The 20,000-nt window shown below is 39.2% G+C and carries 17 protein-coding genes, 2 tRNA genes, 3 rRNA genes and 2 riboswitches (2 of these 24 cut by a window edge); of the genes, 19 read left to right on the forward strand and 3 right to left on the reverse strand.

The features are described 5' to 3' along the window. The 8 genes from MKY06_RS01255 to tsaD all read left to right on the forward strand — a co-directional run. A 23S ribosomal RNA gene (locus tag MKY06_RS01255) occupies positions 1-240 on the forward strand (it extends 2,696 nt beyond the left edge of the window). A gap of 68 nt (positions 241-308) precedes the next feature. Continuing rightward, positions 309-424: ribosomal RNA gene (rrf, locus tag MKY06_RS01260) — 5S ribosomal RNA — on the forward strand. 24 nt (positions 425-448) lie between these two features. Further along, positions 449-525: transfer RNA gene (locus MKY06_RS01265), tRNA-Met, on the forward strand. Positions 526-529: 4 nt separating this feature from the next. Then, positions 530-605: transfer RNA gene (locus tag MKY06_RS01270), tRNA-Asp, on the forward strand. Between the two features lie 220 nt (positions 606-825). Next, positions 826-1,296 (forward strand): tRNA (adenosine(37)-N6)-threonylcarbamoyltransferase complex ATPase subunit type 1 TsaE, encoded by a 471-nt coding sequence (tsaE, locus tag MKY06_RS01275; RefSeq protein WP_013055016.1) that lies wholly within the window; start codon positions 826-828, stop codon positions 1,294-1,296. Continuing rightward, entirely contained in the window at positions 1,293-1,991 is a 699-nt protein-coding gene (gene tsaB / locus MKY06_RS01280; RefSeq protein ID WP_029325192.1) for a tRNA (adenosine(37)-N6)-threonylcarbamoyltransferase complex dimerization subunit type 1 TsaB, read from the forward strand. The genes tsaE and tsaB overlap by 4 nt, the downstream gene beginning before the upstream one ends. Before the next feature lie 14 nt (positions 1,992-2,005). Further along, positions 2,006-2,455 carry a ribosomal protein S18-alanine N-acetyltransferase gene (gene rimI / locus MKY06_RS01285; protein ID WP_013055018.1) on the forward strand — a complete coding sequence of 150 codons (450 nt, stop codon included), beginning with the start codon at positions 2,006-2,008 and terminating at the stop codon, positions 2,453-2,455. Then, complete coding sequence (gene tsaD, locus MKY06_RS01290; RefSeq protein ID WP_013055019.1) at positions 2,452-3,468, forward strand: tRNA (adenosine(37)-N6)-threonylcarbamoyltransferase complex transferase subunit TsaD; 1,017 nt, start codon at positions 2,452-2,454, stop codon at positions 3,466-3,468. The genes rimI and tsaD overlap by 4 nt, the downstream gene beginning before the upstream one ends. A 254-nt stretch (positions 3,469-3,722) precedes the next feature. Here tsaD and MKY06_RS01295 read toward each other — a convergent pair whose 3' ends face one another. Next, positions 3,723-5,657, reverse strand: a complete 1,935-nt coding sequence (locus MKY06_RS01295) for an ABC-F family ATP-binding cassette domain-containing protein (RefSeq protein ID WP_013055020.1) — start codon at positions 5,655-5,657, stop codon at positions 3,723-3,725. 458 nt (positions 5,658-6,115) lie between these two features. On the opposite strand from MKY06_RS01295, the gene MKY06_RS01300 reads away from it, so the two are divergent. From MKY06_RS01300 to tatC, 3 genes are read left to right on the forward strand one after another with little or no spacing between them, the layout of a single operon-like run. Then, positions 6,116-6,754, forward strand: a complete 639-nt coding sequence (locus MKY06_RS01300) for a redox-sensing transcriptional repressor Rex (RefSeq protein WP_013055021.1) — start codon at positions 6,116-6,118, stop codon at positions 6,752-6,754. A 53-nt stretch (positions 6,755-6,807) separates the two neighbouring features. Then, positions 6,808-6,993, forward strand: coding sequence for a twin-arginine translocase TatA/TatE family subunit (tatA, locus tag MKY06_RS01305; protein ID WP_013055022.1), 186 nt, complete (start codon positions 6,808-6,810; stop codon positions 6,991-6,993). 15 nt (positions 6,994-7,008) lie between these two features. Then, the gene (gene tatC / locus MKY06_RS01310) at positions 7,009-7,764 is read left to right on the forward strand and encodes a twin-arginine translocase subunit TatC (protein ID WP_013055023.1); all 756 of its coding nucleotides are present in this window, start codon (positions 7,009-7,011) and stop codon (positions 7,762-7,764) included. A 26-nt stretch (positions 7,765-7,790) separates the two neighbouring features. Here tatC and MKY06_RS01315 read toward each other — a convergent pair whose 3' ends face one another. Continuing rightward, the gene (locus MKY06_RS01315; protein WP_013055024.1) at positions 7,791-8,018 is read right to left on the reverse strand and encodes a YdiK family protein; all 228 of its coding nucleotides are present in this window, start codon (positions 8,016-8,018) and stop codon (positions 7,791-7,793) included. Continuing rightward, positions 8,015-8,743 (reverse strand): CPBP family intramembrane glutamic endopeptidase, encoded by a 729-nt coding sequence (locus MKY06_RS01320; protein ID WP_013055025.1) that lies wholly within the window; start codon positions 8,741-8,743, stop codon positions 8,015-8,017. The genes MKY06_RS01315 and MKY06_RS01320 overlap by 4 nt, the downstream gene beginning before the upstream one ends. Before the next feature lie 299 nt (positions 8,744-9,042). Between MKY06_RS01320 and groES the strand changes: the two genes are divergently transcribed. The 8 genes from groES to MKY06_RS01360 form a co-directional block, all read left to right on the forward strand. After that, on the forward strand, positions 9,043-9,327 hold the full coding sequence (gene groES / locus MKY06_RS01325) for a co-chaperone GroES (RefSeq protein WP_013055026.1): 285 nt from the start codon (positions 9,043-9,045) through the stop codon (positions 9,325-9,327). 67 nt (positions 9,328-9,394) lie between these two features. Further along, positions 9,395-11,026, forward strand: a complete 1,632-nt coding sequence (gene groL / locus MKY06_RS01330) for a chaperonin GroEL (RefSeq protein ID WP_013055027.1) — start codon at positions 9,395-9,397, stop codon at positions 11,024-11,026. Positions 11,027-11,184: 158 nt separating this feature from the next. Then, positions 11,185-12,135, forward strand: a complete 951-nt coding sequence (locus MKY06_RS01335; RefSeq protein ID WP_057274216.1) for an AAA family ATPase — start codon at positions 11,185-11,187, stop codon at positions 12,133-12,135. An 11-nt stretch (positions 12,136-12,146) separates the two neighbouring features. Beyond that, positions 12,147-13,337: a DUF58 domain-containing protein gene (locus MKY06_RS01340; protein ID WP_013055029.1), complete on the forward strand. Its 1,191-nt coding sequence runs from the start codon at positions 12,147-12,149 to the stop codon at positions 13,335-13,337. Then, the gene (locus MKY06_RS01345; RefSeq protein ID WP_029325195.1) at positions 13,334-15,526 is read left to right on the forward strand and encodes a transglutaminase TgpA family protein; all 2,193 of its coding nucleotides are present in this window, start codon (positions 13,334-13,336) and stop codon (positions 15,524-15,526) included. Before MKY06_RS01340 ends, MKY06_RS01345 begins: the two co-directional genes overlap by 4 nt. 39 nt (positions 15,527-15,565) lie before the next feature. Beyond that, positions 15,566-15,667: riboswitch (purine riboswitch) on the forward strand. Between the two features lie 123 nt (positions 15,668-15,790). Then, positions 15,791-17,320 (forward strand): glutamine-hydrolyzing GMP synthase, encoded by a 1,530-nt coding sequence (gene guaA, locus MKY06_RS01350; protein ID WP_028410369.1) that lies wholly within the window; start codon positions 15,791-15,793, stop codon positions 17,318-17,320. 97 nt (positions 17,321-17,417) lie between these two features. Then, positions 17,418-17,519: riboswitch (purine riboswitch) on the forward strand. Between the two features lie 135 nt (positions 17,520-17,654). Continuing rightward, on the forward strand, positions 17,655-18,980 hold the full coding sequence (locus tag MKY06_RS01355) for an NCS2 family permease (RefSeq protein WP_013055032.1): 1,326 nt from the start codon (positions 17,655-17,657) through the stop codon (positions 18,978-18,980). Between the two features lie 372 nt (positions 18,981-19,352). Next, positions 19,353-20,000 (forward strand): 16S ribosomal RNA (locus tag MKY06_RS01360) (it continues 904 nt past the right edge of the window).

The raw sequence follows: 20,000 nt of genomic DNA on the forward strand, positions 1-20,000 counted from the left end.
AGAGGACCGGGATGGACACACCGCTGGTGTACCAGTTGTCTTGCCAAAGGCATCGCTGGGTAGCTATGTGTGGACGGGATAAGTGCTGAAAGCATCTAAGCATGAAGCCCCCCTCAAGATGAGATTTCCCATAGCGCAAGCTAGTAAGATCCCTGAAAGATGATCAGGTTGATAGGTCAGAGGTGGAAGCGTGGCGACATGTGTAGCTGACTGATACTAATCGATCGAGGACTTAACCAAACTTTAAAAGCGTAAGCTTTACTCAGCAAACTGTTACCTAGTTTTGAGAGAACAATCTCATATAAATGTCTAGTGATAATGGCAAAGAGGTCACACCCGTTCCCATACCGAACACGGAAGTTAAGCTCTTTAGCGCCGATGGTAGTTGGGACTTTGTCCCTGTGAGAGTAGGACATCGCTAGGCATTTTTATTTTGCTTTTTTATCATCGCGGGGTGGAGCAGTTCGGTAGCTCGTCGGGCTCATAACCCGAAGGTCGCAGGTTCAAATCCTGTCCCCGCAACCAACATGGTCCCGTGGTGTAGCGGTTAACATGCCTGCCTGTCACGCAGGAGATCGCGGGTTCGATTCCCGTCGGGACCGCCATTTTTTAGAAACGAAACAATGTGTTTCGTCTTTTTTATTGTTTGAACCATTTTTATATAAAACTTTACCGTCCTTAGGAGCAATCCTAAGGAATTTTTTATATACAAAGAAATTTCTTTATAGAATTGCGATGTTAAAGATTGTTGGATTTCTTACTGGATATGTATAGTCCACAACGTTTACAATATATATATACAGATTGAAATGAGGTTCTGAATGAATGACAGAGATTAACGAATTTACGTTTATGTCTACGTCTCCTGATGAAACTAATCAGCTGGCTGCTCGTCTAGCAACTTTATTAGAAGCTGGTGACGTGCTGCTGCTCGAAGGCGATTTGGGGGCTGGAAAGACAACATTCACAAAAAGTTTAGCTAAAGGATTAGGAATTGAACGCAATGTGAATAGCCCGACATTTACTATCATTAAAGAATACAAAAGCGGTCGCCTTCCTCTTTATCATATGGATGTGTACCGTCTAGGGGATGAATTTGAAGACCTAGGGTTCGATGAGTATTTTGAAGGAGATGGCGTGACGGTCGTGGAGTGGGCTCATCTGATTGAAGAGCAGCTTCCTAATGAATATATTCAAATCAATATTTACCATGAAAACGAAACGACTCGTAAAATCCTTGTAAAAGCGATGGGGAGTCGGTACGTTGAAATATGTAAGGAGCTTTTTAAAAGATGAAAATGTTAGCCATTGATACATCCAATTTTGTCATGGGTGTTGCTGTCGTTGAAGAAAACAAAGTGATTGGAGAAATTATTACGAATCTAAAAAAGAATCACTCCGTTCGTGTGATGAACGCTGTGGAATCTCTGTTAAAAGATTGTGATATTGCGCCAAGCGAGCTAGACCGCATTGTAGTGGCGCACGGTCCTGGGTCTTATACAGGTGTACGCATTGGCGTTACCATTGCCAAGACACTTGCTTGGACTTTAAATATTCCTTTAATAGGTGTATCTAGCCTTGAGGCACTAGCAGCAAACGGTCGCTATTTTGATGGATATATTGCCCCGTTATTTGATGCGCGCCGTCAACAGCTTTATACAGGACTATATGAATGGAATAACGAACGAGGTCTTCTAGAAGTTGAAAGTGATCGACTTGTTATTAATAAGGACTGGGCGGAACATTTAAAGTCATACAACAAACCTATTTTATTCATAGGCAATGATCTTCCCATGCATGAAGAGGCGTTAAAAGAAGTGTTGGGTGAACAAGCTGTATTTGCTCATGTTCAGCAGTTTAATCCAAGACCAAGTGAATTGGCTTTCTTAGGAATGAAGAAAGACCCGCAGTCTGTGCATACTTTTGTTCCGAACTACATTCGTTTAGCTGAAGCCGAAGCCAACTGGCTTGCTTCACAGCAAAAAGGATAAAAGAAGGTATAAACATGAAACTAACAATTAAGTTTCGTTTAATGGAAGTTAAAGATATTGATCAAGTAGTGAAAATCGAAGAGAAGTCTTTTACGACACCTTGGAGTTCAGAAGCGTTTCAAAATGAGTTAACCAATAATCAATTTTCAACTTACATTGTGATGGAAGAAGGAGAAAATATTATTGGGTATTGCGGAACGTGGATTGTTATTGACGAAGCACATGTAACCAACATTGCGCTATTGCCAGACTACCGAGGTAAGGGACTCGGTGAATTGCTGCTGCGCAACGTGATGGACGTTCTTCGAAAACTAGGTGCTACGTCAATGACATTAGAAGTTAGGGTATCTAATCATATTGCACAATCATTGTATCAAAAGCTAGGTTTTAAACCTGGAGGTATTCGTAAGAATTATTATTCTGATAACAATGAGGATGCATTAGTTATGTGGGTGAATTTATGAGTAAAAATCAATTAATTTTAGCATTAGAAACAAGCTGTGATGAGACAGCAGCAGCCGTGATTCGAAACGGTCATGAAATTGTAGCCAATGTGGTGGCATCACAAATAGAAAGCCATAAACGATTTGGCGGTGTCGTACCGGAGATTGCATCTCGTCATCATGTAGAACAAATTACGGTAGTAGTTGAAGAAACTTTAAATCAAGCGAACTTGACGTTTGCAGATATTGATGCAATAGCTGTAACGGAAGGACCTGGGCTTGTGGGAGCACTTCTTATTGGCGTAAATGCAGCCAAAGCGCTAGCATTTGCACATCAGAAGCCATTAATTGGTGTTCATCATATTGCAGGACATATTTATGCAAATCAGTTAATCAAAAAATTAGAATTCCCGCTTTTATCACTAGTTGTATCTGGAGGGCATACGGAGCTTGTATACATGGAAAGTCACGGTCAGTTTAAAGTGATTGGTGAAACGAGAGATGATGCAGCAGGAGAAGCCTACGATAAAGTAGCCCGCACGTTAAACCTTCCATATCCAGGCGGACCGCATATTGACCGCCTTGCACATGAAGGAGAGCCATTAATTGATTTGCCGCGTGCTTGGCTAGAAGAAGGATCCTATGATTTTAGTTTCAGTGGGTTAAAATCAGCAGTTATTAACACTGTCCACAACGCGAAGCAAAAAGGTGAAGAAATTCTTCCCCAAACGCTTGCTGCTAGCTTTCAAGCGAGTGTTATTGATGTGTTAGTAACTAAAACCGTTAAAGCTGCAAAGGAATATAACGTTAAGCAAGTGTTAGTAGCAGGAGGGGTTGCTGCTAATAAAGGACTTAGAGCAGCGCTAGAAGAGGCATTTGCACCATTATCAAACATTGAGCTTATTATCCCGCCGCTGTCTCTATGCACGGATAATGCCGCAATGATTGGAGCAGCAGCAAGTGTACGATTTGCTCAAGGAAAACGTTCAGATATGTCATTAAACGCAAACCCCGGTTTGGACTTGGAAGAGTAAGAGACGAATGAGATTCATTTCTCATTCGTCTTTTTTGTGGATAAAAATGATTTATCAACAATATTCAATAAATTTAGAATTAACTGTGGATAATTATGTGGAAAAGTCCGTGCACTCAGTACACGGACCTGTTATCAACAAGTTTTAATTATAAAAATCAGACAGATATCCACTATTTATTCACAGAGTGGATAAAGCTTGTTCTAAAGCGCATGAACAAGTAAATAGGATGAATAAATACGAAAAAATATAGGCTATTCTTCTAGAAGAAGCTGTAATTCTTCCCACTCTTCCATTAATGTGGATAACTGTGAAGAAATTTTTTCATTTTCACCGTTTAATCTTGATACTTCTTCGTGGTTTTGATAAATTTCGGGATCACAAAGAAGTTCTTCATTCTCCGCTTGTGCGGCTTCTAATTTGTTTACTTCAGTTTCAATTTCTTCAATGCGGCGCGTTCGCTGCCTCATCAATTTCTTTTGTTCTTTATCTTGTTTATAGGACTGTTTATCTACTTTTACAGTACGTTCTTCGTTTGCTTTTATATTTTCTAATTCTTTGATTTCCTCTATTTCTGCTTTCTTTTCTACATAATAGTCATAATCTCCAAGAAATTCTTCTACTCCTTCAGGAGATAGCTCTGCTATTTTGTTTGCAATACGGTTAATAAAATAACGGTCATGTGAAACAAATAACAGAGTTCCTGGGTAATCGATTAACGCATTCTCGAGTACTTGTTTGCTATCTAAATCAAGATGGTTAGTAGGTTCATCTAAAATTAAGAAATTAGCTTTTTGAAGCATAAGCTTCGCAAGAGCCAAACGTGCTTTTTCACCACCGCTAAGCGTGGAAACGATTTTCAGTACATCATCACCTGAAAACAGAAAATTTCCAAGCGCTGTACGAATTTCTTTTTCAGGTTTGGATGGGTAGTCATCCCAAAGCTCATTTAAAACGGTCTTATTAGACGTTAAATTAGCTTGCTCTTGGTCGTAATAACCAACCATTACGTTTGAGCCAAAAGAAATGGTTCCAGTCTTGAAGCTTAGTTTATCCACAATACCTTTTAATAACGTAGATTTCCCAACTCCATTAGGGCCAACCAACGCAAGGCTTTCACCTTTTTTAATCCGAAGGTTTGCCTGCTGAACAATATATTTGTGTTCATCATATCCAATAGACACGTTTTCGAGATTTAAGACTTCATTTCCGCTTTGACGCTCAATTTCAAACGAAAAACTAGCTGATTTTTCGCCTTCGTTAGGTCGATTTATTAACTCCATTCGATCGAGCTGTTTACGTCTGCTTTGCGCACGTTTTGTAGTCGATGCGCGGGCGATGTTTCGCTGAATAAAATCATTCAGTTTTGCGACTTCATCTTGCTGCTTTTCGTACTGACGCAACTCTTTTTCATATCGCTCTGCTTTTTGTACAAGGTATTTAGAGTAGTTGCCCGTGTACTTCACCGTTGTTTTTTGTGTGACTTCATACACTTGATTTACGACTTTATCAAGGAAGTAACGATCGTGTGAAACAATTAAAATAGCTCCTTCATACCCTTGCAGAAACTGTTCCAGCCATGCTAAAGTTTCAATATCTAAGTGGTTGGTAGGCTCATCGAGAATAAGCAAGTCCGGCTTTGTTAAAAGCAGTTTTGCAAGCGCCAAGCGTGTTTTTTGTCCACCGCTCAAGGAGGAAATAGGGGTGCTATAGTCAAAGTTTGAAAAACGGAAACCGTGAAGAATAGATCGTGTATCCGCTTCATATTGATAGCCGCCTAAATCTTTGAACGTTACTTGAAGCTGATCGTACTCTTTGGTTAGTTTTTCGTATTGAACTGAATCATTAAAAATGTCTGGATCGCCCATCTTCGTTTCAAGCGTACGTAATTCTTTTTCCATCTTCTTTAACGGAGCAAAGACAGTCATCATTTCTTCCCATATGGAGAGTGTTGACTCAAGAACTGTATCTTGTCCCATATAATCAATGGAAACACCTTTAGGTTTAATAATTTCTCCGCTGTCATAAGAAAGCTGCTCAGCAATAATTTTTAATAAAGTTGATTTACCAGCACCGTTTCGTCCCACTAGGGCAATGCGGTCTTTTGATTGTACTTCTAACTTTATATTCGATAAAATGGGTTCTGCCCCATAGTATTTTGTAATACCGTTCAATTGTAGAATAATCATTTTTTCACCTCTAGTAGTATATCCATAGTGTATTTTAACATATTTTCAACTACAAGTTCTTCCTACAAGCGTTTGTAATTTGTACAGGGACAAGGACAAATGGTGAAGCGAATGTTTTGATTCATGAAATAAAATGATTTTACGTGCACATTTTATACAGGATACTATGTTAAAATAAGAGATAAGTGCATCTCTGAACTTATATATGATGGATGTAGAAAATCCGTCATGACTAACAAACGAATCCTTTGAAGGGCTAATTGCTTCGTTCTAGCTAACGACTTTAAATAGTGCTGGATAGACAAAAGCCGTCGGGGTGTGAAGCGGAGTATATATAAAACAAGAGAAAAGAGAGAGAATTGGAAGCGCTACCTCAAAGCGGTTGATGCTTTGTGAAAGGTAATGCAATATGACTTGAAAATGTTAGTAATGACATACATGAACTGAGGGGGTACAACGTGAACACTGAACAATTAAAAATACCACAAGCAACGGCTAAACGATTGCCGCTTTATTATCGTTTTTTAAAAAACTTGCATGCTTCTGGTAAACAGCGTGTTTCGTCAGCAGAGTTAAGTGAGGCAGTGAAAGTTGATTCTGCTACTATTCGTCGGGACTTTTCTTACTTTGGAGCATTAGGGAAAAAGGGATACGGCTACAATGTGAATTATTTACTTACATTTTTCCGTAAAACGTTAGACCAAGATGAAGTAACGAAAGTAGCACTGATTGGCGTGGGGAATCTGGGAACGGCCTTTTTAAATTATAATTTTATTAAAAATAATAACACCAAAATTGAGTGCGCTTTTGATGTGATAGAAGATAAAGTCGGTACAAAAGTAGGTGACGTGCCGGTTTATCACCTTGACCAATTGGAAGATTATATGAGTGATGATATCTCAGTGGCGATTTTAACCGTTCCTGCCACTGTTGCTCAGCAAATTACCGATCGTTTAGTGAACTGCGGAATTAAAGGGATTCTAAACTTCACTCCTGCACGCTTAAACGTACCGGATGAGATTCGACTACATCATATTGATCTTGCTGTAGAATTACAGTCGCTTGTCTATTTTTTGAAAAATTATCCTGTTGAATAAGGTGGACTGTGTTACGATTTCCTTAAGTCTAAATTAATAAGGAGAGTGGGAATATGGGGATTGGAGCAGGCAGTTGGATTATTATTGCGATTGTAGCACTGCTTATTTTTGGACCGAAACGGTTACCGGAGCTAGGAAGGTCAGTCGGGCAAACGCTTAGAGAGTTTAAGCATGCCGCTAGCGGTGCATCAGAAGATCGTGAAAAAGATAAACAGCGTCAAGTAGATGACAAAGAGTAAAAGGGTGATCATAGTATGACTGAACAAGAAATGTCAATATATGATCATATAGGAGAGCTGCGAAAACGCATTTTAATTGTTTTATTTTTCTTTGTCATTGCCACAATTGGCGGCTTTTTTATAGCGGATAAGGTTATTGTCTATTTACAGCATGCTGATGAGGCAAAAAATTTAACGATGAATGCATTTAGGCTAACAGATCCAGTTAAGATTTATATGCAGTTTGCTGTTATTATCGGCTGTGTACTTGCAGCTCCTGTTGCACTGTATCAACTTTGGGCATTTATTAGTCCTGGTTTATATGAAAAAGAGCGTAAGGTAACGCTTGGATATATTCCTGTTTCCATTTTTCTCTTTATCGGCGGTGTCTCTTTTTCTTATTTTGTGTTGTTTCCATTTGTCGTCGATTTTATGACGCGCGTTTCTGATGAGCTGAATGTAAACCAAGTGATTGGCATTAATGAATACTTTTCTTTTTTAATGCAGCTCACACTGCCTTTTGGCCTGTTGTTTCAGCTTCCTGTCGTCGTCATGTTTTTGACGCGATTAGGAATTATAACGCCTATGTTTTTATCTCAAATTCGAAAGTATGCCTATTTCGTACTGCTAGTTATTGCCGCACTTATTACACCACCGGAATTGCTCTCGCACATGATGGTGACAGTGCCGCTCTTAATTTTGTATGAAATCAGCATCATTATTTCCCGCATTTCGTATCGCAAAGTGTTAAAGGCAAGGGCAGAGCAAGAAAGAGAAGATGTTAGTATGTAAAAAAACCACTGAAACAGTGGTTTTTTTTATTTAGATGAATCATCTTGATTTTTATATTGCTGCTGCAACTTTTTAATTTTATAGTGCAAGATAAAAATGCGAACCGCAAATCTGAAATCGAATGCGGCTACGAGTGCAAATAAGATCGTAGGGAAGTTCCACACGGTTTCCTGAGCATTTTGAATGGCCAGGTAGGTGAATAAAATCCCCATAATAATATAAATAAACCCTCGTGTTAAAGGGATATTCTTCATAAAAACATGCCTCCAAAAATAAACTGCATTTGTTCTGCTTGCTTTTGCATTTCTATAATTTTATCTGCAAAAATAGTTTGAGATAAAATAACGATTGTATTCATCAACACGTGAGCAATAATGGGTACAATAATTAGTTTTGTTCTTGCATAAAGGAATGCAAATACAAATCCCATGGCTGTATACACGAGCAAATGTTTAAAATCCCAGTGTACGGCAGCGAAAATAAGGGAACTAATAAATGCAGAGATAAAAAAATTATATCGTTTGTGAAGAGAGCCGAAAATAATCTTTCGAAAAATAATCTCTTCTAGAATTGGTCCAATAACAGACGTAACGACAATGAGGAACGGCGTTGCTTTAACAAGATTAACAATATTTTGTGTGTTTTCAGATACTTGGGTAATGCCAAGAGCGTGCTCAATCATACCTGCTACAGCTTGACCAGCCATAGCCAAGAACACCCCAAGGACTGACCAGACAACAGTTACCGTTGTTCCCGCATGTTCTATACGCATGGACATGTCACGGCGCAGCAGCAGTAAGACAATAAGTAAACCAAGGATAAAGCTAATGATGGTCCAATAAGTCAAAAGCATGACATTCGCTGTTCGAACTGGATATTGATCAAACATTCCTGTTAATTTTAACAGCGGTATACCAACAACTCCTGAAAACTGCATAAGGATGTAGGTGAGGATAACATACCAATAACGTTTTTCCAATCTTCTATACTCCTTTAAAAGGTTTTTATGTATATATGTCGAAGAAGTACTGTGAAGTTAGTAATTTCTTCTTGCTCGTATTGTAACATACATATTATTGAACAGAGAAAAGAATGCTTTATTTCTCAAAATCGTCGAAATCTAAGACTATTATATGTAGTTGTCGTAAATTTTAAATTTTTTTTGTTTAATACTTGCAAAAAAAACCCACTTTGTTTTAATATAATAATTGTGTTAGCACTCGTTGAGGTTGAGTGCTAATAAAAATGCAAACATATTATTTGAGGAGGTTGTTTCACTTGTTAAAGCCATTAGGTGATCGCGTAGTGATTGAACTTGTAAAATCTGAGGAAAAAACAGCAAGCGGTATCGTGTTACCGGACAGTGCAAAAGAAAAACCACAAGAGGGTAAAATTGTGGCTGTTGGTACAGGCCGAGTATTAGAAAGCGGTGAGCGTGTAGCTTTAGAAGTAGCTGCAGGCGATCGTATCATCTTCTCAAAATATGCAGGTACTGAAGTGAAATATGAAGGTACTGAATACTTAATTTTACGCGAAAGCGATATTTTAGCTGTAATCGGCTAATTTTAACCACAAACTTATCATACGTAAAAAATAGATTATTAAGAATATCTTGAGGAGGTCAAAGAACATGGCAAAAGACATTAAATTTAGCGAAGAAGCACGTCGCGCAATGCTACGTGGTGTAGATACATTAGCAAATGCGGTAAAAGTAACGCTTGGACCAAAAGGTCGTAACGTTGTATTAGAAAAGAAATTCGGTTCACCGCTTATTACAAATGACGGTGTAACAATTGCAAAAGAAATCGAATTAGAAGACGCATTTGAAAATATGGGTGCTAAATTAGTAGCTGAAGTTGCTAGCAAAACAAACGACGTTGCTGGTGACGGTACAACTACTGCAACAGTTTTAGCGCAAGCAATGATCAGAGAAGGCCTTAAAAACGTAACGGCTGGTGCTAACCCAATGGGTATCCGTAAAGGTATGGAAAAAGCTGTAGCTGTAGCGGTTGAAGAACTAAAAGCAATCTCTAAACCAATTCAAGGTAAAGATTCAATTGCTCAAGTAGCGGCTATCTCAGCGGCTGACGAAGAAGTAGGTCAACTAATCGCTGAAGCAATGGAGCGCGTTGGTAACGACGGCGTTATCACACTTGAAGAGTCAAAAGGTTTCACAACTGAATTAGAAGTGGTAGAAGGTATGCAGTTTGACCGTGGATATGCATCTCCTTACATGGTAACTGATTCAGATAAAATGGAAGCTGTATTAGATGACCCGTACATCTTAATTACAGACAAAAAAATCGGTAACATTCAAGAAATCTTACCGGTATTAGAGCAAGTTGTTCAACAAGGCAAGCCTCTATTAATCATCGCTGAAGACGTAGAAGGCGAAGCTTTAGCAACATTAGTTGTGAACAAACTTCGCGGTACATTTACAGCTGTAGCTGTTAAAGCTCCTGGTTTCGGTGATCGTCGTAAAGCAATGCTACAAGACGTTGCGATCTTAACAGGCGGAGAAGTAATCACTGAAGAGCTTGGTCTTGACCTGAAAACAGCAAGCATCGACCAATTAGGTCGCGCTTCTAAAATTGTTGTAACAAAAGAAAATACAACAGTTGTAAACGGTGCAGGAAACGCAGAAGATATCCTAGCACGCGTAAACCAAATCAAAGCTCAGCTTGAAGAAACAACTTCAGAGTTTGACCGCGAAAAATTACAAGAGCGCTTAGCAAAACTTGCTGGTGGCGTAGCTGTAATTAAAGTTGGTGCGGCAACTGAAACTGAGTTAAAAGAACGTAAATTACGTATTGAAGATGCATTAAACTCTACGCGCGCTGCGGTTGAAGAAGGTATCGTAGCTGGTGGTGGTACTGCATTAGTAAATATCTATAATAAAGTAGCAAGCATCGAAGCTGACGGTGACACTGCTACAGGTATCAACATCGTATTACGTGCGATTGAAGAGCCTGTACGTCAAATCGCTCACAACGCTGGTTTAGAAGGATCCGTAATCGTTGAGCGTCTAAAAGGCGAAGCAGTTGGAACTGGATTTAACGCTGCAACTGGCGAGTGGGTAAATATGCTAGACACTGGTATCGTTGACCCAACAAAAGTAACGCGTTCAGCTCTTCAAAATGCTTCTTCTGTAGCGGCTATGTTCTTAACAACTGAAGCAGTTGTTGCTGACAAGCCAGAAGAAAACGCAGCTCCTGCAATGCCTGACATGGGCGGCATGGGTGGAATGGGCGGCATGATGTAATCACTGCCCTCTCTGAAAAAGCGATCAAGTACTCACTTGGTCGCTTTTTTGCGTGCATTAATATTTTCAGATTTTTTTAAAATTTGTTAAGATAGTACTATGTTTATTGAAAAACATACTAAACTCAAGGCTTAACTGAGTTTTAAGGGGGAGCTTCGTTGATTCAGCTCGATCATATTAATAGTAAATTAAATCAAGTATTAGAAAACATCGATCAAATTGTAATTGGAAAGCGTCATGTATCTACGTTGAGTTTAGTTGCTTTGCTTGCAAAGGGGCATATTTTGCTTGAAGATGTGCCGGGTGTGGGGAAAACGATGCTCGTGAAGGCACTGGCCAAATCGATTGATGCCGAGTTTAAACGAATTCAATTCACGCCTGATTTGCTGCCGTCCGATGTAACAGGTGTTTCTATCTACAGTCCGAAAGACATGGAATTTCATTTTCGTCCAGGTCCTATCATGAGCCACATTGTACTCGCTGATGAGATTAACAGGACTTCTCCTAAAACCCAATCGGCGCTTTTAGAAGCAATGGCTGAGCATCATGTAACAACCGATGGTATCACCCGGGAAATTCCAGCACCTTTTTTTGTGATGGCTACTCAAAATCCTGTTGATTTTGATGGGACCTATCATTTGCCGGAAGCGCAGCTGGATCGTTTTTTATTCAAATTAAGCATGGGGTATCCTACGCAAGAAGAGGAGCTTCAAATTTTAAATGGCGTATCCACCCAGATCAATCTTGAAGATGTCAAACCCGTCATGAGCATTCCAGAATTAGTACAGGCTCAAAAAGCTGTAAGCAGTATTTATGTAGACGATGCGATCAAGCACTATATCATTGAAATCATTCGTAAAACGCGCTCTCATCCACATGTTTCGTTAGGTATTAGTCCTCGTGGAACGGTTTCATTTATGAAGGCCGTTCAAGCATATGCTTTAGTGAAGGGAAGAGATTACTGTCTTCCTGATGATGTTCAAGAGCTTGCTTCGTATGTGTGTGCACATCGATTAACGCTAAGACCTGATACCCAGTACAGCGGCTTAACAGCGAGTGATGTGATGAAGCAAATTATGGCTGATACGAAAGTACCTGTTAAAAGGTAAGAGGGTACTTTATGAAACAGTATATAAAAGTGATATGGAATAAATGTAGAGACTGGTTCGTTTTATTTTGCATCTTTGCTGCTACGTTTTCTTACGCCATGTTTCAAGGAGGATTTGTCAGCTGGTTTTTATTTTATAGCTTCTTACCTTTTGGGTTATATGCGGTAGCCGTTTTGCTTTATCCGTTAAAGAAATGGAATGTTACTCGTGATGTGAAGCTACAGCCTCGATTCGCTGGAGATCATCTTTCGTATGACATTCACATTACACGCTCCTCGGCTTTTCCTGTTTATATGGCAGCAGTGAAAGAGGAGATTAACTTTTTAGATCAAGAAGAAAGAACAATTTATCCGCTTTTTCAACGAAACGCCGTTATTCCGTATAAAAGATCGTTTGTAGAAAGAGGAGAATATGAATTTTTTACGATTTCGATTGAACTGAGTGATTTATTAGGAATTGTAAAAAAGAAGGCATATTATCCGCTGCAGCAGCGATTTATCGTTTATCCTCAGATTCATGAGATAGATATTCCGTTTCTTTTAGCAGGAATAGAAGAAGGGAAAAATGAAGTTTCGACGGGGAATCAATCTACTACGTTAGTGACAGGCATTAGAGAATATCAGCCGGGTGACCGATTAGGGTCTATTGATTGGAAGGCCACGGCTCGTAAAGCTACGCTGATTTCTAAAGAGTTCGGTCATTATCATGAACGGAGTATGATTATCATTGCAGATGTTATAAGCTCTCTATACTTTGAAGAACGAATGAGCTTTCTGGCATCCATGCTCATTCACGAAGAAACCAAGCGTAAAAAAGTCGATTTTCTTTTAGCTGGAGATGCAATTTTTTCACCAAAAACCTCTGAACAAAGTGAGTCTGATAACCTGTTGTATCACTTAGCACGTGCCCAGCCTGTTAACAATCGAGCATTCGAAACAGAATTTAAGAGTATTGCCATTCAAAAACAGCATTCTTTTATGGTCATTGTCAGCCAAGTTACAGGGACTCTTATTGGGCAGGTTCAATCTAAGCTGAGTCTCCATGCTAAGGCATCAATAATTGTCGTTAAAGATGAAGGAGCAGGGCTTAGTGACGAAGAGACGGTTATTGTAAATGGAATACAATCTTCTGCTTTAACGATTGAAGTCGTTAATATTCCTCTTCCTCTATCATCTAAAGGAAGTGAGGGCGGAAATAAGTGAATAAATCAGCTTTGTATGTAAAAAACATCTTATTGTACGCGGGAGCATTCTTTTTATTAGTGGAATGGCTTCTTCCTTTAAATGAAGTGACGGATACCAATCAAATTCAGTACTTTATCTTGTTTGTTGCTTACTGTTTTTTGTGTTTAACGTTTCGCTTGCCGTTTATCGTGATGACGTTAGGGAGTATATTGTTTATTTTGTTTTCGCTTCACAATCTTTATTTTCAAGGAGCCTTCTTTTCTTCAGACTGGCTTCCGAGACTGTTGGGAATTCTTCAGTCAGATGCACAAAGTATCATGGAGTGGAATATAGCGAATTTATCATTTGAAATGAGGAGCACTTTATTTTTTGTGCTGCTTTGGATTATGGCTTATTTAATTCGATATTGGATCTTTTATCAAAAAAGAATTTTCTTCTTTTTCTTCTTAACCATTTTGTATATTACCGTGTTGGATACCTTTTCTACTTACGATGCGGGAGCTGCTATTATTCGTGTGACGATTATCGGATTTTTATTAGTAGCCATGCTTCGCATAAATCCTGAACGTATAAAAGCTGCGAGCACTGAGCGTTTAGAAAATAGAAGACGATCGTTTCTTTTTCTGGGCAGCTTTTTAGCTATCGTCATTGTGCTGGCTTATCTCGCCCCTAAACCAGGGCCGCAGTGGCCAGATCCCGTACCTTTTATCACAGCGCATACAACAAATCAAGGACAGGGAGAATCTCCAAACGGCCAACGAATTGGCTATGATATGGACGATTCTAAATTGGGGGGATCGTTTGTCAATGATGATACGGTTGTGTTTACAGCCAAAGTAGAGGATGAGCACTATTGGCGTATTGAAACGAAGGATGTTTATACAGGTAAGGGGTGGGAGCTGTCTAAAGAGGAAGAAAAAGTGCCCTTTAAAGGAAATGAAAACTTACTCCCTCAATATGACTCAAGTGTAGCAGGACAAGTAAGAAAAGCAGAAGTTACCTATTCGCAGCCTTCTGTTCATCTTATGCATGTTCCTCAACTGCTGTCGCTAACCTTAAAAAATGGCATTCAAACCGATGTTACACCGACAAATGAAAAATTATATCCTTATCAAAATGACAAGCTTGTTACTGTTCAGTCGTATGAGCTGACGTATAAATATCCTGTATTTGATATTGGACTTCTTCAGCAAGCAGAGGAAAAAAAGGCAGAGAGTCTAGAGAATAATAACGGATTTATAACAAGGTATACACAACTTCCTGCTAACTTGCCGAAACGATTAAAGGATTTAGCTCGTGAGGTAACAAAAAATAAGAACAATCGTTATGAAAAAGCGAAAGCCGTTGAAGAATACTTCCGATCAAATCCATATGTATATGATACTGAAAATGTTCCAATTCCTACGAAAAATAAAGATTATGTGGATCAATTTTTATTTGATACAAAAAGAGGGTACTGTGATAACTTCTCTACTTCTATGGTCGTGCTGCTTCGTTCATTAGATGTTCCTGCTCGGTGGGTAAAGGGCTATACAGAAGGTGATGCCACCGTCATTTCAGGAAGTAGTAAGTGGACAACCTATGAAATTACACAAAATAATGCTCATTCTTGGGTCGAAGTCTATTTTCCAGGAGCGGGTTGGGTACCTTTTGAACCAACAAAAAGTTTTTCTAATCCTTATGATTTTGTAGATAGCCAATCTAACAACTCTAGTGAAAATAGTCAGAGGGAAGAAGAGAAACAAGAAACGCAAGTGAAGGAGCAGCCTAAGGAAAAAGAGCTTCCGGCACAAGAAGAAAAAGCGAAAGAAAAAACAGCTTCTCTTCAAAATGCTAAGTTGTCTATGAAGTGGAAAGTGCTTTTTTACGGACTGATTGTAGTTATGTTAATAGTAATATATCTCAATCGATTTAAATGGTTTTTACCTTTTTATATCTCTTTTTATAAAAAGAAAGAGAGAGTGGAAACCTTTGAATCAGCGTATGCTTTTTTACTTAAAAGACTCGCTGCAAATGGACTAAAGCGGCAAGAAAGTCAAACGCTGCGCGACTTTGCAGGAGAAGTAGACGAAAAATTAAATACGGTAAATATGCTAAAATTAACGGAAAAATATGAGCGGGTTTTGTATCGAAATGCAGATTCCATAAAAGAATGGAAAGAGTCGATTGAATTGTGGGAAAATTTAATCAAAAAAACGAGTTCTTGACCATTGTTTCGCGGATTGATAGAATATTCTCGAACTTACTATAAATGTTTCGTATACCTTCATATATCCTCGATAATATGGTTCGAGAGTCTCTACCGGGTCACCTTAAACGATCTGACTATGAAGGCAGAACAGTCTATTTGACGATAAACGTCGTGCTCAACTAGACTTCTGCCTTTGTTTTTTGAGGGAGAAGTCTAGTTTTTTTTATATTTTAGGGCATAATAACAAGTGATTATTTACACATTCGGAGAGGTGAACAAGATGGAAGGCATGATTGTTGTATTAGATTTTGGTAGTCAATATAACCAACTGATTACGCGTCGCATTCGCGAGTTCGGAGTATATAGTGAATTGCATCCGCACACAATTACAGCAGAAGAGATTAAAGCATTAAATCCAAAGGGAATTATTTTCTCTGGAGGCCCAAACAGTGTGTACGGTGAAAACGCATTTCACTGCGATGAAAACATTTTTGAATTAGGTATTCCTGTTTTAGGTATTTGTTATGGAATGCAATTAATGACTCATCATTTTGGCGGGAAGGTAGAAGGTGCTAGCCATCGTGAATATGGTAAAGCAGCGATTAACGTACAAAACGATTCATTAATGTACCATGAGTTGCCAAAAGAACAAGTTGTTTGGATGAGTCACGGTGATTTAGTTGTAGAAACACCAGCTGGTTTTGAAGTGGACGCAACTAGCCCATCTTGTCCAATTGCCGCAATGAGTAACAAAGAAAAGAATATGTACGGAGTGCAGTTCCATCCAGAAGTTCGCCATTCAGTGCACGGTAACCATATCTTAAAGAACTTCGTGTTTGAAGTATGTCATGCTGAAGCAAACTGGTCAATCGAGAACTTCATTGAAGTTGAAATGGATAAAATCCGTGAAACAGTTGGAGATAGAAAAGTACTTTGCGCACTTAGCGGTGGAGTAGACTCTTCAGTAGTAGCTGTATTAATTCACAAAGCAATTGGTGATCAGTTAACATGTATGTTCGTAGATCACGGTTTATTACGTAAAGGTGAAGCGGAAAGCGTAATGGAAACATTCAGCGAAGGCTTTAATATGAACGTAATTAAAATCGATGCAAAAGATCGCTTCTTAGAAAAATTAAACGGCGTATCAGATCCTGAACAAAAGCGTAAAATCATCGGTAATGAATTTATCTATGTATTCGATGACGAAGCTGCTAAATTAAAAGGGTTTGATTTCCTAGCTCAAGGTACGCTATACACAGATATTATCGAGAGTGGGACAGCTACAGCTCAAACGATCAAATCTCACCACAACGTAGGTGGATTACCGGAAGATATGCAGTTCAAACTAATCGAACCGTTAAACACGCTATTCAAAGATGAAGTACGTGCATTAGGTTCTGAATTAGGTATCCCTGATAACATCGTTTGGCGTCAACCTTTCCCAGGACCAGGTCTAGGTATTCGTGTACTTGGTGCAATTACGGAAGAGAAGTTAGAAATTGTACGTGAGTCGGATGCTATTTTACGTGAAGAGATTGCAAAAGCTGACTTAGAGCGCGATATCTGGCAATACTTTACGGTTCTTCCTGACATCCGCAGTGTAGGTGTAATGGGAGATGCTCGTACGTATGATTACACAATCGGTATTCGTGCTGTTACATCGATTGATGGTATGACTTCTGACTGGGCGCGTATTCCTTGGGATGTGCTTGAAGTTATCTCAACGCGTATTGTAAACGAAGTTAAGCATATTAACCGCGTAGTGTACGATATTACAAGTAAGCCACCTGCAACAATTGAATGGGAATAATATGTAAGAAAACCGAACAAACGAACATTCTTTTATAAGAATGTTCGTTTTTTGTTGACTTTTTTAAAAAGTTAATGGTAGGATAGTAACATAAAATAGCGAGATATAGCTTTAATGTCGTATAATCTTGGGGATAAGGCCCAAAAGTTTCTACCGAGCTACCGTAAATGGCTTGACTACGAGAAAGTAATACATGTATGTATAAAAATCTTTTGTTTTTTTTGGCTCATACATTTCTCTTTTAGTCGATTTTATGCCTTTACGCGCCATAGTGTAGAGGCATTTTTTATGGCTTGCCTAAGTGCATGCGGCTTCTATAAAGGGAGGAAAAAACGTGAAGAAGTATTTTCGTTTTGAAGAGCTGGGTACTAGCTATCGAAAAGAGTTTATAGCTGGCCTTACAACTTTTCTATCTATGGCTTACATTTTATTTGTTAATCCATCTGTGCTATCACTAAGTGATGTAAAGGATCTACCTGACAGTATGAGAATGGACCAAGGGGCTGTATTTACAGCTACTGCTTTAGCTGCAGCTTTGGGATCAATTGTTATGGGAGTGCTTGGTAGATATCCAATTTCATTAGCTCCAGGTATGGGATTAAACGCATTTTTTGCTTATACAGTTGTTCTGACAATGGGAATTCCATGGCAGACGGCTTTAACAGGTGTTATGATATCAGGTGTTATTTTTATTCTTTTAACATTAACAAGCCTGCGAGAAAAAATTATTAATTCTATTCCTATTGAATTAAAAATGGCTGTTGGAGCAGGTATTGGTTTATTTATTAGTTTTATTGGTATGAAAGGTGCCGGAATCATCGTCAAAGATGATGCCACATTTGTTGGACTGGGTGATTTAACTAACCCAACAACGTTACTTGCGGTTTTTGGGATTGTAATTACTATTGTATTAATGGTGCTTCGAGTAAATGCAGCTGTATTTATCGGTATGATTGTAACGGCTGTAGCAGGTATGGCTTTTGGTTTAATTGATACACCTAAAGCAGTTGTTTCATCAGTTCCTAGTCTTGATCCGACGTTTGGGGCAGCTTTTCAAAATATCGGTGATATCTTTACTGTAAAGATGCTAGTCGTCATTTTAACTTTCTTATTTGTTGATTTCTTCGATACAGCAGGTACGATGGTTGCTGTAGCGAGTCAAGCTGGGCTTATGAAAGATAATAAACTTCCGCGAGCGGGCAGAGCGTTATTGGCAGATTCTAGTGCGATTGTAGTTGGTGCTGTTCTTGGTACCTCGTCAACAACAGCTTATGTAGAGTCTACGGCTGGAGTAGCAGCGGGCGGACGTTCAGGATTTACTGCAATCGTAACGGCGGCGTTTTTCTTAGTTGCACTGTTCTTTTCTCCATTGTTAGCGGTCGTAACACCAGCTGTTACTGCGCCAGCTTTAATTACGGTAGGAGCTCTGATGGTGTCAAATTTAGGAGAAATTAATTGGAAAGAGTTCGAAGTAGCAGTTCCCGCATTTTTCACGGTAATTATGATGCCATTAACATACAGTATTGCAACAGGTATTGCGGTTGGTTTTATCTTTTATCCTATTACAATGTTATGTAGCAAGCGTGGAAAAGAAGTTCATCCAATTATGTATGCTCTCTGTATCATCTTCATACTCTATTTTGCATTCTTAGCAGAATAGTTTAAATAAAAAAGCTCAGTTTAATGACTGGGCTTTTTTTTTATGGTAAGATAAGAAAACTGCATAGCGGCTAGATTGCTATTGTAATAGAGAGTATTCAATCGTTTTACTGAAGGTTTACTTCATTAACTTTTTTATTTATAAAGTTTTTTAGAAAAACGATTGACTCTATATGTTATATATGGTAAATTATTAAATGTCGCTGATGAACAGCGCAGTTGAGAGAAACATCTTAAAAAAGATGTTGACATCAAAATGATAGAATGTTATACTAATAAAGTTGCTTCAGAGCAACGGTTGAACTTTGAAAACTGAACAAAGCGACAAACGTCAACGTTAATTTTTATTTTTTAAATGAGCAAGTCAAACATTTCTTCGGAGAGTTTGATCCTGGCTCAGGATGAACGCTGGCGGCGTGCCTAATACATGCAAGTCGAGCGAACTGATTAGAAGCTTGCTTCTATGACGTTAGCGGCGGACGGGTGAGTAACACGTGGGCAACCTGCCTGTAAGACTGGGATAACTTCGGGAAACCGAAGCTAATACCGGATAGGATCTTCTCCTTCATGGGAGATGATTGAAAGATGGTTTCGGCTATCACTTACAGATGGGCCCGCGGTGCATTAGCTAGTTGGTGAGGTAACGGCTCACCAAGGCAACGATGCATAGCCGACCTGAGAGGGTGATCGGCCACACTGGGACTGAGACACGGCCCAGACTCCTACGGGAGGCAGCAGTAGGGAATCTTCCGCAATGGACGAAAGTCTGACGGAGCAACGCCGCGTGAGTGATGAAGGCTTTCGGGTCGTAAAACTCTGTTGTTAGGGAAGAACAAGTACGAGAGTAACTGCTCGTACCTTGACGGTACCTAACCAGAAAGCCACGGCTAACTACGTGCCAGCAGCCGCGGTAATACGTAGGTGGCAAGCGTTATCCGGAATTATTGGGCGTAAAGCGCGCGCAGGCGGTTTCTTAAGTCTGATGTGAAAGCCCACGGCTCAACCGTGGAGGGTCATTGGA

Origin of the sequence: Priestia sp. FSL P4-0332 (genome assembly GCF_038005845.1) — a bacterium.
Lineage (GTDB): Bacteria > Bacillota > Bacilli > Bacillales > Bacillaceae_H > Priestia.